The sequence below is a fragment of the Collinsella aerofaciens genome (genome assembly GCF_028207065.1).
In the GTDB taxonomy this organism is placed as follows: domain Bacteria; phylum Actinomycetota; class Coriobacteriia; order Coriobacteriales; family Coriobacteriaceae; genus Collinsella; species Collinsella aerofaciens_AR.
On sequence record NZ_JAQLFP010000040.1, the window covers coordinates 1 to 13951 of the forward strand.

The following is a 13951-nucleotide window of genomic DNA, read 5'->3' on the forward strand; positions in this document are numbered from 1 at the left end:
CCCGTTCTGCTCCTTCGGAGCTACGAACGGGGGCGCTTCTGGTCTGCGGAGTGTTTTCAAAAACCAAGCCCGGTCCCGGCCTGCGGTAACGTTGCTGGCGGTTCTTGGGCATCGCTTGCTGGCGGGGTTCCTTGTCTGAGTTGGACTTGGTTGGCGGGGCTACTGGTCCCGGTCGCTGTCCCGTCCCAGCATCGCCCTCAGCTTCTCAAAGCTTTCCTCGCTCAGGCAGTGCTCCATGTGGCAGCCCTCTTGCGACGCGACCTCAGCCGAAACACCCGCATCCTCCAGCAGCCCCACGAAAAAGCAGTGACGCTCCCACATTTGGCGAGCGACCTCCAGCCCTCGCTCTGTCAGATGAACATCTCGTTTGCCCATTTCGACATAGCCGTTGCTTTCCAGCGTCGCCATGGCCTTGGAAACGCTCGCCTTGGTTACGCCGAGATACTCCGCAACGTCGATCGAGCGCACGATGACCTGACGTTCCGATAGAACGTAGATCGATTCGAGATAGTCTTCTCCGGATTCACGTAGGGCCATGGGCCGCCTTTCGCGATGATTGCTAGTTAGCCTTTGGATACTTTCCACGGCTAACTTTACCGCAAAAGTTGCCCATGTCTTACTACTTTGTCTAAAAGTTAGCCGTGTTTCACAAAACGTGCGGGACGAAAACAAAATGGGGACGCCCCGCAAGGAGTGTCCCCAGGTGCCAGGTGCCGGCCCGCAGTTACATCAATCCAAAGTGCTTCGCGGCGTTGCAGATGCCGTCGTCGTCCACGGCGGTCGTCACGTAGGTCGCTGCAGCCTTCACCGTGTCCTGCGCGTTGCCCATGGCCACGCTCGTGCCCACGGCGGAAAACATCGACAGGTCGTTCTCGCCATCGCCAAAGGCAATCGCCTCGCTCGCATCGATGCCCAGGCGCTCCAGCGTCGCCGCCACGCCCAGGTCCTTACCGCCGTTGGCAGGGATAATGTCGCAGAACAAATCACACCAGCGCGTAGTGAGAGAATGCGCCACCGCATCGGTCACGATATGCTCGTCGGCCGGGTCCACAAAGGCGCAGAACTGGTAGACCGGTGCGTCAAAGGCGTGCTCAAACGGCTCCTCGTGGTAGACAATCCCCGCGTTGCTTCCGGCCGTCACCACGCGCTCGGACAGGCGGTTCACAAACGAGTTCTCGCCCTGCATGCACAGCGAGTCGTAGCGCCCCTGCGCCACCTGGTCCACAATCACCGCGACGTCGTCCGGATCGATCGGGCAGCTGCGGTAAACGCCCTCGGCATCAAAACAGTGCTGGCCCGAAAGCGTAATGTACGCATCCCAACCCAAGTCGAGCAGCCAATCGGACATCTGGTAGGTCGGGCGACCCGTGGCGATCACGCACGCAATCCCCTGCTCGTGAAAACTGTCGAGCACCTGCCGCGCCGACGCCGGGATCCGGTGCGTCTTAAAGCTCAGCAGCGTGCCGTCGATATCGAAAAACGCAGCCTTGATCATCCTCGTCTACTCCTCGCCCTCGAGCTTCTCGCTCGCCTCGAGCCACGCCATCTCCAACTCGTCCATGGCGGCGTGGGCCTCGTCGATCTTTGCCTGCTGCTCGCCGAGCGCGGTGTAGTTGGTCGGATCGACCTGGGCCATGGCGGCCTCGGCCTCCTCCACGCGGGCGCGCTGCGTCTCCATCTTGCGCTCGAGCGAGCTCACCTCACGGCGAAGCTTTTGACGTTCGGCGTTGGAAAGGCCGTTGGGCTGACCGCTCGACTTGGGCTTTTCGGCCGCAGCCGCCGCGGCACCGGTGTCGAACGTGCCGGTCTTGGCGCTCGGCGCGCCCACGGGCTCGCCCTCGGCCGTGGCGTTGCACAGGCGCAGGTACTGGTCGACGCCGCCGGGCATATGCGTAAGATGGCCATCGAGCAGTGCCCACTGCTGGTCGGTCACGCGCTCCATGAGGAAACGGTCGTGCGTCACCAGAATCAGCGTGCCGGGCCAGCCGTCGAGCAGATCCTCGACAATCGCGAGCATGTCGGTATCCAGGTCGTTGCCGGGCTCGTCCAGGATGAGTACGTTGGGCTCGTCCAGGATCGTCAGCAGCAGAGACAGGCGACGGCGCTGGCCGCCCGAAAGATCGCCGATGCGGCTCCAGAGCTGCTGCGTCGTAAAGCCCAGACGCTCGCAGAGCTTCTCGGGCGAAGTCTCCTTGCCGTCGATGACGTAGTACTTCTTATAGTGGCTGAGCACCTCGCGGATCGTGTCGCCCATGTAGGGCTCGAGCTCCTCGAGCTGCTGCGACAGCACGCCAAAGCGCACCGTCTGGCCGATCTTCACGCGGCCGCGCAGGGGCGCGATCTTGCCCTGAATCACGTCGAGTAGCGTCGACTTGCCGGCACCGTTCTCACCCAAAAGACCATAGCGGTCGCCCGCACCGATGAGCCAGGTCACGTCGGAGAGCACCTGCTTGGGCGCGCCGTCGGTATCCGTATAGCCGGCGTCCACGTCGACCACGTCGATAACCTGCTTGCCCAGGCGGCTCACGGCCAGGCGCTTGAGCTCCAGCTCGTCACGCACGGGCGGCACGTCGGCAATCAGCTCGCGGGCGGCCTCCACGCGAAACTTAGGCTTGGTGGAACGGGCCTGGGCGCCGCGGCTCAGCCACGCGAGCTCCTTGCGCGCCATGTTGCGACGGCGCTCCTCGGTGACGGCGGCCATGCGGTCGCGCTCCACGCGCTGCAGGATGTAGGCCGAGTAACCACCCTCGAAGGGGTCGACCTGGCCGTCGTGGACCTCCCACATGCTGGTGCAGACCTCGTCCAAGAACCAGCGGTCGTGCGTGACCACGAGCATCGCGCCCTGACCGCGCTGCCAGCGGGCCTTTAAGTGACGCGCGAGCCAGTTGATGGTGCGCATGTCCAGGTGGTTGGTGGGCTCGTCGAGCATGAGCACGTCGTAGTCGCCGATCAACAGGCGCGCGAGGTCCACACGACGGCGCTGGCCGCCCGAAAGCTCGCCCACCGTGCCCTCCCAGGGCACATCGCTAATGAGGCCGGCGAGGATCTGGCGTGTGCGGGGGCTCGACGCCCACTCGTACTCGGGCATGTCGCCCACGACGGCATGATGCACGGTATCGGTGTCGACAAGCTGGTCCTTTTGGCCGAGCAGACCGATCGTCGTGCCGCGGCGGTGCGTCACGCGGCCATCGTCGGGCTCCAGCGTGCCGGCGAGCACGCTCAGCAGCGTCGACTTGCCGTCGCCGTTTTTACCGACAATACCAATGCGGTCGCCCTCGCCCACGCCGAGCGTCACGCTATCGAAAATATGCTTGGTGGGAAACTCTAGGCTGATGGAATCGCATCCCAAAAGAATCGCCATATGCCCTGCTCCTTCGTAGAAATTCAACGTTGTCCATGATAGCAGCGAGCCCCACCCCAAACCACCACGAAGGTGCCTGTCCCCTTTGTGGTGGTCGATTCGGTCGCAGAGTAAAAAGGCGGGCCATCTCGCAAAAGAGATGACCCGCCTCTCCAATCAGTCCCGTGGCGACCGTGGCCGCCGCGGGCCTCAAGCATGTCCCGGACTAGGAGAACATGCCGGTGAGGTAATCATTCAGCCGCTTATCCTTGGGCCGTTGGAAAATCTCGTCGGTCTCGTCGTACTCGACCATATCGCCCATGTAGAAGAACGCCGTGCGGTTGGACACGCGCGACGCCTGTTCCATGTTGTGCGTCACGATGACGATGGCGCGGTCGGCAACGATCGATGACATCAGGTCCTCAATCGCCAGCGTCGAGATGGGGTCGAGCGCCGAGCAGGGCTCGTCAAACAGGATCACGTCGGGGTTGAGCGCCAGCGTGCGCGCAATGCACAGACGTTGCTGCTGACCGCCCGAAAGCGCGTAGGCGCTCTTGTCGAGCTTGTCCTTGACCTCGTCCCACAGCGCCGCGCCGCGTAGGCTCTCCTCGACCATGCGATCGAGCTCGTCACGGTCGGTGATGCCGTGGCGCTTGGGCGCAAACGTGATGTTGTCGCGAATAGACTTGCGGAAGGGGTTGGGCTGCTGGAACACCATGCCAATGGAGCGACGCAGCTCGTAGGTGTTCTCGGTCCTGGTGTTCACGTTGCGCCCGCGGTAGTTGATCTCGCCCTCCACGCGGCAGCCGCGAATCTCGCGATTCATCAGGTTGAGGCTGCGCAAGAAGGTCGACTTACCGCAGCCCGAAGGCCCGATGAGCGCTGTGATCTCACCCTTGTGGAAGTCGAGCGACGTGTTGTGCAGCGCATGGTGGTCGCCATAGTACACATTGACGTCCTTGGTGGAGAGCGCGACCTCGTCGCTCACGGCCTTGCCGCTCACGCGAACGCGCTTCTCGCTCTCCCCCACGCTCGACAAAAAGTCCTGGGTCTCGGACGTGACTACCTCGGTTGCGGGCGTTGCATTTATCTCGCTCATTCGGCCGTCATCCTCCTTGCCAGTTGCTTGCCCACGATACGGGCGACTACGTTAAACAGCAGCACGCAAATCATCAGCAGCGCCGCGGTGCCCCAAACGATCTGCTGTGCCTCGGGGCTCCCCTCGCCGTAAATCTTGTAGATGTGCACGGCGAGCGACTCACCGGGGCGGAACACGTTCCAGGCGCAGGTGGGACTCGACAGGTTAAAGCTCAAGAAGTTCAGGCGCACCGGCGAGCTCATGCCCGAGGTAAAGAGCAGCGCCGCGGCCTCGCCAAACACGCGGCCGGCCGAAAGCACGATGCCGGTCACGATGGCAGGCATGGCCTCGGGGATCAGGATGTGCAGCGTGGCCTCCCAGCGGGTAAGGCCCATGGCCAGGCACGCATCGCGCTGGGCCTGCGGCACGTCCTCGAGCGCCTGCTGAATCACGCGCACCAGAATGGGGATGTTGAACATGGTGAGCGCGACGGCGCCGGAGATGATGGAGTACTTCCAGCCCAGCTGCACCGAGAACACCAGAAAGCCGAACATGCCGACGACGATGGACGGCAGCGAGGACAGTGTCTCGATGGCGGTGGAGGCGATGTCGCGGATAGGGCCGTTCGGCGCGTACTCAACCAGAAAGACCGCTCCGCCCAGACTGATGGGCACCGAGATGACCAGAGTGATCAGCAGCAGGTAGAACGAGTCGAATAGCTGGTAGAGCACGCCGCCTTGGGTTCCGTTGGCGCGCGCGGGCTGCGTGAGAAACCCCGGCTGGAACAGCATCGAGACGCCCTCGAACAGGATATAGGCCACCATGGAGATGACGATGAGCATGACGATGGCGACGATTGCCGTCAGCACGCCCGTGGCGATGCGGTCCTGCCTTTGGACCCGCCCGAGTCTCGTCTCGTCGATATGGATGCGCGTGCTAGCCACGAGCCTTCGCCCCCTTGCGGCCGATAAGGTGGATGATCAGGATGAAGATGAGGCTCATGCCCATCAGCAGCAGACCGAGCGCCCACAGAACATCGTCCTGGGCCGAGCCCTCGGCATAGACTGCCATAGACGTGGTGAGCGTGGTGGTGATGGTGGACGCCGGCGACAGCAGCGACGTCGGCATGGCCTCGATGCCGCCGATAACCATGCGCACAGCGAGCGTTTCGCCAAAGGCGCGGGTCATACCGAGGATGACCGCGGTCATGAGCGACGGCATGGCAGACTTGAGTACCACGTGCCAGATGGTCTGCCAGCGGGTATAGCCCAGAGCAAGCGAACCCTGACGGTAGCTGTCGGGCACGGCGCGCAGGCCATCGACCGAAAGGGTGGTCATCGTCGGCAGGATCATGACGGCCAGCACGATGGCGCCAGGCAGGATGCCCAGGCCCGTACTCACGTGGAAAACGCTCTTCATAAGGCCGACGACCACGTGAAAACCGATCAGGCCAAAGACGACCGAGGGAATACCGGTCAAAAGCTCAATGAGCGGCTGAAAGACCTTGGAACCAAACTTAGGGCTAATCTCGACCGCAAAGATGGCAGAGCCGATGGCGATGGGCAGCGCGATGAGCGCGGAGAGCACCATGACCGCAAACGAGGTGACGATCAGAGGCAGGGCGCCGGTGTAAGGCAGACCGTTTTCGGCTGTGTTGGCCAGGTCCCACTTGGTGCCGGTGAAGAACTCGACGACCGAAACGCCATCCTTGAAAAAAGCCGAGAGGCCCTTTTGGGCGACCATAAAGATGAGCGCGGCAACGACAAGCGTCACGAGCGCTACGCACGCGCCCGTGACGCCCAGGCCCACGTTCTCAAGGTCGCGCTTTGGCAGCTGTTTTGCCATTGCAAACCTTTCCGGGGCGATTACTTATTTAGCAGAGACCTTGCCGCTGGCGTCCTTGACGACCTTCATGGCAGAGACAGGGATAAAGCCCTGCTCCTCGACAAGCTTGCCCTGGACGTCGTCGGAAAGCATAAAGTCCAGGAAGGCCTTGGTGGCCTCGTCGGCGTCCTTGGCGCAGTACATGTGCTCGGTCGCCCAGATCTTGAAGGAGTCGTCGGTGACGTTCTTGCTCTTGGGCTCGACACCCTCGACCTTGACGGCGTTGAACTTGGAATCGTCAAAGTGCGAGAAGTCGAGGTAGGAAATGGCGTTGTCGGTACTGGCCATCTGGGTCTGGACGTCGCCGGACTTGTCGAGCTCGGCGTCGCCCTTAAAGTCGACGGCCTCGTCGCCAAAGACGGCGGCCTCGAAGGTGGCGCGGGTACCGGAGCCGGCCTTGCGGTTGAGGACAACGATCTTGGCGTCGTCGCCGCCGACCTCCTTCCAGTTGGTGATCTGGCCGGAGAAGATGCCCTTGAGCTGCTCGAGGGACAAATCGTCGACCGTCACGTTCTTAGAGACGACGGGGCCCATGCCCACAACGGCGACCTCGTGGTCGACGAGGTTCTTGACCTGGTCGGCCTCGAGCTTGGTCTCGGCGAAGACGTCGGAGTTACCAATGGTGACGGTGCCGGCGGCGACAGCGGTCAGACCCTTGCCCGAACCGTTGCCCGAGCCGGAGACGGAGACGTCGGGGTTGGCGTCCATGAACTTCTCGGCAGCAGCCTCGACGAGAGCCTGGAACGAGGAGGCGCCGTCGTAGGTCACCTCGCCGGAGACGGACTCGGCAGCAGCGGCGCTACCCTTGTCGGCGGCGTCGGATGCGCCGGAGCCGCCGCAACCAACGAGGCCGAGACCGACGATGCTGGCGAGACCACCAGCGAGGCCGAGGAACTGACGACGAGAATAAGCCTGATCGAGCATGATCTTCCTTTCATACATGCGAATCGCGGGCACCCTGCCCGCTTTGCTGTTTGGAAAGATACGGCCTCGATCGGGCGACGACCGCCTTATCTGCGGTTTCTTACGGTCATTTGATAGACCCTTACCGCAAGCTCTGCCCAGCCTTTACAAACGGATAACAATCCAGCGCCGAACATGGCGCACCTTTTACACCAAAGGAACGTCCCCAATGACTACCCCACCGCAACAGAAAAAGCCCGGGCCGAAGCACCGGGCTCGTAATGCAAGTTTGTATCCAAGCAGGATATAGGGGTTTCCCAGGTGCCCGAGATTGCCCCGAAAGAGGAGCGCCGCGTACTTTGGTACGCAAGCGACGGTTTGAGGGGCAAGGTCGGGTGCCTGGGGAAGCCCTACAGCTCAAGTTCGTTGAGGCGCAGGATGGCCACGATATAAATCTTGAGCGCCTGCTTGAGCTGCTCCTCGTTGGCGCACTCGTTGGGGCCGTGCATCTGGCCGCCCCATGCGGGCAGCTCCAGGCCGGTCTCCTCGGGGCCAAACGAGACGGCGCGGGCAAAGTTGCGCGCGTACGTGCCGCCGCCCATGGCAAAGGGCTCGGCATGCTTGCCCGTAAACTCGTTATAGGTATCGATAAGCGCCTTCACGGCCGGATCGTCGGCAGACACCGAGAACGGCACCTTTGCATGACCCACGCGACACGTCACGTCAAAGCGCCCCACGAGCGGCTCGAGCTGCTCGCGAATGGTATCAGCGCTCGTGCTATCGGGGAAACGCACGTCAATGACCTGCTCAATATGGCCATCCACCACACGGATGACGCCGGGGTTGCAGGTGAGCGGGCCAAACGCCAGGCTCGTCGCATCGATGCCCAGGCCGCGGCCATAGGCATCCGCGTGCACAAAGGCCAGGAATTTGACAAACTCGTGCTCGGCGGGCGTCAGCAGGCGCTCGCCGCGGGCACCAAACGCGTCCTCGGCCTCGCGCAGATACGCCACAATCAGGCCGACGGCGTTGATAGTGCCCTCGGGCATCGAAGCATGGCCACCGATACCGTGGGCGAAAATCTGCGCATGCCCGTTATCGAGCGCTGTAATCTCCAGTCGGTCGGCGTTCTCAACCGGTGCCGGCAGCTCGTCGGCAGCAATCGCAAGCTCGCAGATAGACTGCGAAGGAATGGCGTTGCTCGCCTCGGCACCGCTCCAGGACACAATGCGCCCGCCGTCGATCTTGGAGCTCACAAACGTCGCTCCAAACTGACCCTTCTCGGCATTGCAGACCGGGAACTCGGCATCGGGCGTAAACAGAAAGTCGGGGTTCGCGTGGTTCTCCAGATAATGGTGGACGTCGGACATACTCACCTCCTCATCGCAGCCCAACAGCGCGCGGAAGGTATAGCGCGGGGTAATACCGTGCTTGAGCAGATAGGCGCCGGCGTAGAGCGACAGCACGGCTGGACCCTTGTCGTCGATAACGCCGCGACCGAGCAGCCAGCCCTCGCGACGCTCCATCGCAAACGGGTCGGTGTTCCAGCCAGGGCCGGCGGGCACCACGTCCACGTGGCAGATGGTCGCGAGCTGCTTATCGCCGCGACCCGGGATATCGGCAATGCCCACGTAACCCTCGTCGTCACTTGTCTGGTAGCCGAGCTTCTGCGCGATGCCGAGCGCGCAGTCGAGCGCGTCACGAACCGGACGGCCAAACGGTGCGCCGGGCTCCGCATTGGCAGAAACCGCCACGGACGGATAGCTCACCAGCCGCTCGATATCGGCGACGACATCTTCCCAGACCTCGTCGACATACTCGGTAACGCTCTGCTCCACCTGATTCATGGACGACCTCCTTAGCAATGAGCGACGGGTACGCCCGCCCCTCATATCACGTCATTAGATAGCGAAAAGTTTAGCAAGCTCGGCCACCGAATGCACCACTGCATCGGCACCCGCCGCCTCGTGCTCGCCCGGCGCCGCTGCGCCCGAATAGATGCCAATGCACGGCACGCCCATCGCGTGCGCGCCCTCCACGTCGTTAAAGCGGTCGCCGATCATCACGGCCTCGTCGGCCGTCGCGCCAAGCGCCGACAGGGCGTCGCGAACCGAATCGGCCTTGGTCTCGCGCCCCTGCGGCGGATTCATGCCAACCACCGCCTCAAACTGAGAAAGCACCAGCTCACGCACCATGTCGATGCACTTTGCCTCCATGCGCGACGTCGCCACGGCCACACGCTTGCCCTGGGCGGCCAGCCCGTCGAGCAGCTCGGGGATCCCATCGAACACGGGGTACTCTTCCGGACCCAGCTCGTCAAAAAAGGCGCGGTACTCATCGGCCACCACCAGCGACTCCTCGCGTGAGAAGCCGTAAAAGTCGTGGAAGCTCTTCCACAGCGGAGGCCCGATCATACGGCGCAAGTCACCCATCTGCGCCTCCGTAAACCCACGCGCAGCCAGCGTCTTGCGCGTCGAGGTCATCACCGCCCGACCCGTATCGGCCACCGTGCCGTCAAAATCGAACAACACGACCGGCCGTTTGCCTATCTCCAGCGCCTCCATCGGCATCCCTCTTCCCCAGTTGACGATTTCCACACCGACACTTCAAACTGTTGACTATTCAACAATTTAACCTAGCAATGTAGAGCAACTCCACTATACTTGTCGCACTTTGCTCTCAGAAGGCCGCGCCGTCGCGCCCCAACGAAAGGTGCAATTATGTCTTTTGCCATCATAACCGACTCCACGTCGGACATCTCCCCCGCCCGTGCCCAAGAGCTCGGCATTTACGTGATTCCACTGCATGTGATTATCGAGGGCGAGGACCTGCTCGACCAGGTGCAGATTACCGCCCAAGAGTACGTCGCCCGCATGGCCGGCTCCGAGCAGCTGCCGCACACCTCGCAGCCGAGTGCCGGCGAGTTCAAGGCACTCTTTGACCGCGTGCGTGCTGACGGCCACGGCAGCGCGATCTTTATCTCGCTGTGCAGCGAATGGTCCGCCTGCTATTCCAACGCATGCCTGGTCGCCGAGACCCACGAGCTCGACGTTCGCTGCATCGATTCGCGCACTGGCTCGGGCGCCGAGGGCCTGCTGGTGGAGTATGCGCGGGCCATGCGCGAAGATGGCCGCAGCCTGGACGAAACCGAGGCGCAGATCCGCGCGACGCTGCCCGACGCCCACCTGCTGCTGATTCCCCGCACGCTCGAGAACCTCGTTAAGAACGGCCGCGCGCCCAAGCTCGCCGGCCAGCTCACGCATATGCTCAACATTCGCCTGGCCGTTTCGCCGGAGTGGCAGTCGGGCGAGATCAAGGCGATCAAAAAGGGCCGCGGCGCCAAGCGCATCGTCGCCAACACCATGGCAGATTGCCTCGCGTTTTTGGACGAGCACCCGGGCTCAAGCGTGCGCGTGCTCACGACCGGCGCCGCCGAGGAGCAGGAACTTGTCAACGAGGCGCTCGCGGGCCAGGACTACGTAGACGCCGGCACCGGCCCCATCGGCTGCACCATCGCCACCCACGTAGGCGTCGATGCCATCGCCATCAGCTACTGCCCCCGCTACCAGCCAACTCACTAGGGACGCCCACATCAGTTGCGGTGGAATAGGGACTGTTTTTGGCTTATCAGCCGCAAATCAATCCCTATTCCACCGCAACTTGGAAATCGGCGATCGGGTCAGCGGACCCTGAAACAGCTCCTGATGAGTGCCCATTCTCACCAGCCTAATCACTGGGTTAGTCTTATGGGGAAGATAAAGAACGACCACATCGACCAAGCCATCGGATAGGTGGAAATCGATGTGGCCGTTGTAGTTTCCGCCCGGGTTTGAGAGCTCGTGGGCGCCATACTCCGCCGGAAGTAACCCATGAGCCACAAGCTCTGCAACCGCCGCTTTAAACTCACTTTTTAGCTGCGGATGCATGCGCATCGTTCGTTTGTAGTCCATCTTAAATTGAGCCTCGACTTTAATCTCAAACATCGCTAGCCCTCATCGAGGAACGATATAAGCTCATCAGCGTTATTGAATGACGGGCTGTCGTCTGGCAGAATCCCCAACTCATGAGCCTCGGCAATCACCATGGCGCGCCTCGTCGCCTCGTTGGGCACCTCCGCCCTTCCTACAATCTCAAAAGGAATCTTTCGCTGATTTACAAGCTGCCGAACGGCAAGATTGAGATAGGAATTGAGGCTGAGGCCGACCGAATCCAAGAACTCAGTCGCCTGCTCCTTGAGCCCCTCTTCGATGCGAACCGTCGTAGGCTTAACCGTTGCAGTAGACATACGCGACCTCCTAGCCCTCGTCTTTTGCATCAGTATACCCAGTTTAGATGGCAGACTGATGTTAAATAGCATCAATCTGCCGTTCTCATTACTACAACGACAGGCACCTCGCCCTACATCAGCCCGCTGAGCGCAATGTCGACGGCTTCGTTGAGGTTATCGGTAATGTGTACCAGATCCGGATCAAGCGGACTGATCATACCGGCGTCCATCACCGGACCGTTAAGCCAGTCGAATAGGCCCTGCCAGTACTCGCTGCCTACCAGCACAAGCGGCATACGCTTGACCTTGTGCGTTTGCACCAGCGTGAGCACCTCGAACATCTCGTCGAGCGTGCCAAACCCGCCGGGAAACACAATAGCGCCCGAGCTGTATTTGACGAACATGGTCTTGCGCACAAAGAAGTAGCGGAAGTCCATACCGAGGTTCACGTATTTGTTGAGCCCCTGCTCGTGCGGCAGCTCAATGCCCAAACCAACTGACTTGCCGTTGACGCTCGCCGCTCCCCTGTTGGCCGCCTCCATGATGCCGGGGCCGCCACCGGTGATAACCGCCACGCCGCGCTGGGCAATCTTACGGCCGACCGTGCGCGCCGCTTTGTAGAGCGGATCGGTCTTGGGCGTACGGGCACTACCGAAGATGGTCACCGCAGGCCCTAACTCGGCAAGTGCGCCAAAGCCATCGACAAACTCGGCCTGGATGCGCAGTACGCGCCACGGATCGGCATGCAACCAGTCGGTCGACTCCTCGGGCGCCAGCAGGTTGGCGTAGGTGTTGTCCTTAGGAATCATGGGGCCGCGCATGACCACGGGACCACGGCGGTACGTCTCGTCGTAGGCAGGCTCGCCCTCGACGTTCTCATTCTTAATCATGGGGCACTCCTATCGAAAATAGAAGCGGGCGGGGTTGACGCCATGCGTCAAACACCCGCCCGAACATCAACTATTCGGTATGGTACCCACGATGCATCATGCGCTTGCAAGGCATCGGTCAGCGGTCGCGCAGCCGGCGTCCGCGAATGCGACGAGCGGCTGCCGCTCAGCCTTTGCCGTTGCCCACGCTCTGCAAGCGTGTCTGTCGCCCTTAGTAGTCCACCGCCGCAGGGCTGTTCATCCAGTCGCTCACAAACGCGCCGTAGCGGCCCTCGATAATGGCCTGGCGGGCACGCTGCATAAGGTTGAGCAGGTAGTAGATGTTATGCATCGAAAGCAGGATGCCGCCGAGCATCTCCTTCTGCGTGACCATGTGACGGATGAGCGCGCGGCTGTAGCCGCCCGTGCACACCGGACAGGTGCAGGTGGGGTCGATGGGGCCGTCATCGTGCGCAAAGCGCGCGTTGCGGAAGTTGAGGCGACCCTCGCTGGAGAACGCCGTGCCCATACGGCCGGTGCGCGTCGGCAGCACGCAGTCGAACATGTCAATGCCCACGCCAACGCCGCGCACGAGCGTGGTAGGGTTGCCGACGCCCATGAGGTAGCGCGGCTTGTGCTTAGGCATGTACTCGGAAACCAGCGGCGCCAGCGTCTCGAACATAGTCTCGTGGTCCTCGCCCACCGAGTAGCCGCCGATGCCGTAACCGGGGAAGTCGCCGCACTCCTCCAGATGGCGCAGCGAGCGCAGGCGCAGATCCAGATGCATGCCACCCTGGACGATGCCAAAGAGCGCCTGGTCATCGCGGGTGTGAGCCTTGTAGCAGCGCTCGGCCCACATACTCGACAGCTCAACGGCGCGCTCAACGTAGGCGCGCGTGGCGGGATAGCCCGGGCATTGGTCGAGCTGCATGCAGATGTCGGAACCGAGCTTCATGGCGATTTCCATGTTGTCCTCGGGCGTCCAGAACACATGGCGGCCGTCGTAGTCGTTGACGATAAAGCGCACGCCCTCGTCGGTGAGCTTGACGGCGTCGTTATGGCTGAACACCTGGAAGCCGCCCGAGTCGGTAAGAATGGGGCCATGCCAGTTCATAAACTTGTGCAGTCCGCCCAGCTCGGCGATGGTGTCCTCGCCGGGACGCATGGACAGGTGGTAGGTGTTGGCGAGCACGATCTGCGCACCGAGCTGCTTAACGGTCTCGGTGGGGATGCCCTTGACGTTTGCCTTGGTGCCCACGGGCATAAAGATCGGCGTCTCGATGTCGCCGTGCGGGGTGTGCAGCACGCCGGCGCGCGCGTGCGTCGTCGGGTCCTCGGCGATCAAGTCGAATTTAAAAAGGCTCTGGTCCATAAACTGGAACTCCTTGGTTGCGGTTCATACGCAAACCATTATACGGGCAACCCGCAAGAAGCACCGACTCGACAGAAACTAGTGCAAAGGAAACCTGCCCCCTGCACCAATGCACCAGGATAAAAATGATCCGTTTTCCTCCGTCCCCAACGGATCATTTCCGACAGACACTATGACCCAATCCGAGGGCACTAAAAAGATAGGAGCCCCCGCTCGTGACCGCGGGTCGGGGCTGCGA

14 protein-coding genes are annotated in these 13951 nt (G+C 61.9%); 1 reads left to right on the forward strand and 13 read right to left on the reverse strand.

Annotation, left to right across the window (positions count from 1 at the left end):
* Window positions 1–159: 159 nt before the first annotated feature.
* From PMX72_RS09560 to PMX72_RS09600, 9 genes are all read right to left on the reverse strand, one after another.
* Window positions 160–537, reverse strand: a complete 378-nt coding sequence (locus tag PMX72_RS09560) for a metal-dependent transcriptional regulator (protein WP_271729215.1) — start codon at window positions 535–537, stop codon at window positions 160–162.
* A gap of 187 nt (window positions 538–724) precedes the next feature.
* Window positions 725–1495: a Cof-type HAD-IIB family hydrolase gene (locus tag PMX72_RS09565; RefSeq protein WP_271729216.1), complete on the reverse strand. Its 771-nt coding sequence runs from the start codon at window positions 1493–1495 to the stop codon at window positions 725–727.
* A 6-nt stretch (window positions 1496–1501) separates the two neighbouring features.
* Window positions 1502–3361 (reverse strand): ABC-F family ATP-binding cassette domain-containing protein, encoded by a 1860-nt coding sequence (locus tag PMX72_RS09570; RefSeq protein ID WP_271729217.1) that lies wholly within the window; start codon window positions 3359–3361, stop codon window positions 1502–1504.
* A gap of 205 nt (window positions 3362–3566) precedes the next feature.
* Window positions 3567–4439, reverse strand: coding sequence for a phosphate ABC transporter ATP-binding protein PstB (gene pstB, locus PMX72_RS09575; protein ID WP_195535168.1), 873 nt, complete (start codon window positions 4437–4439; stop codon window positions 3567–3569).
* Window positions 4436–5362 carry a phosphate ABC transporter permease PstA gene (gene pstA / locus PMX72_RS09580; RefSeq protein WP_271729218.1) on the reverse strand — a complete coding sequence of 309 codons (927 nt, stop codon included), beginning with the start codon at window positions 5360–5362 and terminating at the stop codon, window positions 4436–4438. Before pstA ends, pstB begins: the two co-directional genes overlap by 4 nt.
* A complete protein-coding gene (gene pstC / locus PMX72_RS09585; protein WP_271729219.1) occupies window positions 5355–6263 on the reverse strand; it encodes a phosphate ABC transporter permease subunit PstC in 909 nt (302 codons plus the stop codon). The genes pstA and pstC overlap by 8 nt, the downstream gene beginning before the upstream one ends.
* Window positions 6264–6287: 24 nt before the next feature.
* Window positions 6288–7226, reverse strand: coding sequence for a phosphate ABC transporter substrate-binding protein (locus tag PMX72_RS09590; RefSeq protein ID WP_271729220.1), 939 nt, complete (start codon window positions 7224–7226; stop codon window positions 6288–6290).
* 389 nt (window positions 7227–7615) lie between these two features.
* The gene (locus tag PMX72_RS09595) at window positions 7616–9052 is read right to left on the reverse strand and encodes a M20 family metallopeptidase (protein ID WP_271729221.1); all 1437 of its coding nucleotides are present in this window, start codon (window positions 9050–9052) and stop codon (window positions 7616–7618) included.
* Between the two features lie 54 nt (window positions 9053–9106).
* The gene (locus PMX72_RS09600) at window positions 9107–9769 is read right to left on the reverse strand and encodes an HAD hydrolase-like protein (protein ID WP_271729222.1); all 663 of its coding nucleotides are present in this window, start codon (window positions 9767–9769) and stop codon (window positions 9107–9109) included.
* A gap of 156 nt (window positions 9770–9925) precedes the next feature.
* Between PMX72_RS09600 and PMX72_RS09605 the strand changes: the two genes are divergently transcribed.
* Complete coding sequence (locus PMX72_RS09605; RefSeq protein WP_271729223.1) at window positions 9926–10786, forward strand: DegV family protein; 861 nt, start codon at window positions 9926–9928, stop codon at window positions 10784–10786.
* A 57-nt stretch (window positions 10787–10843) separates the two neighbouring features.
* Here the strand turns inward: PMX72_RS09605 and PMX72_RS09610 are convergent, their stop codons facing one another.
* From PMX72_RS09610 to tgt, 4 genes are all read right to left on the reverse strand, one after another.
* Entirely contained in the window at window positions 10844–11188 is a 345-nt protein-coding gene (locus PMX72_RS09610; RefSeq protein ID WP_271729224.1) for a type II toxin-antitoxin system RelE/ParE family toxin, read from the reverse strand.
* A gap of 2 nt (window positions 11189–11190) precedes the next feature.
* Entirely contained in the window at window positions 11191–11490 is a 300-nt protein-coding gene (locus tag PMX72_RS09615) for a type II toxin-antitoxin system RelB/DinJ family antitoxin (RefSeq protein ID WP_117734476.1), read from the reverse strand.
* Between the two features lie 113 nt (window positions 11491–11603).
* Window positions 11604–12362, reverse strand: a complete 759-nt coding sequence (locus PMX72_RS09620) for an LOG family protein (RefSeq protein ID WP_195544720.1) — start codon at window positions 12360–12362, stop codon at window positions 11604–11606.
* Window positions 12363–12573: 211 nt separating this feature from the next.
* Window positions 12574–13713: a tRNA guanosine(34) transglycosylase Tgt gene (gene tgt, locus PMX72_RS09625; protein WP_055285790.1), complete on the reverse strand. Its 1140-nt coding sequence runs from the start codon at window positions 13711–13713 to the stop codon at window positions 12574–12576.
* Window positions 13714–13951 lie beyond the last annotated feature (238 nt).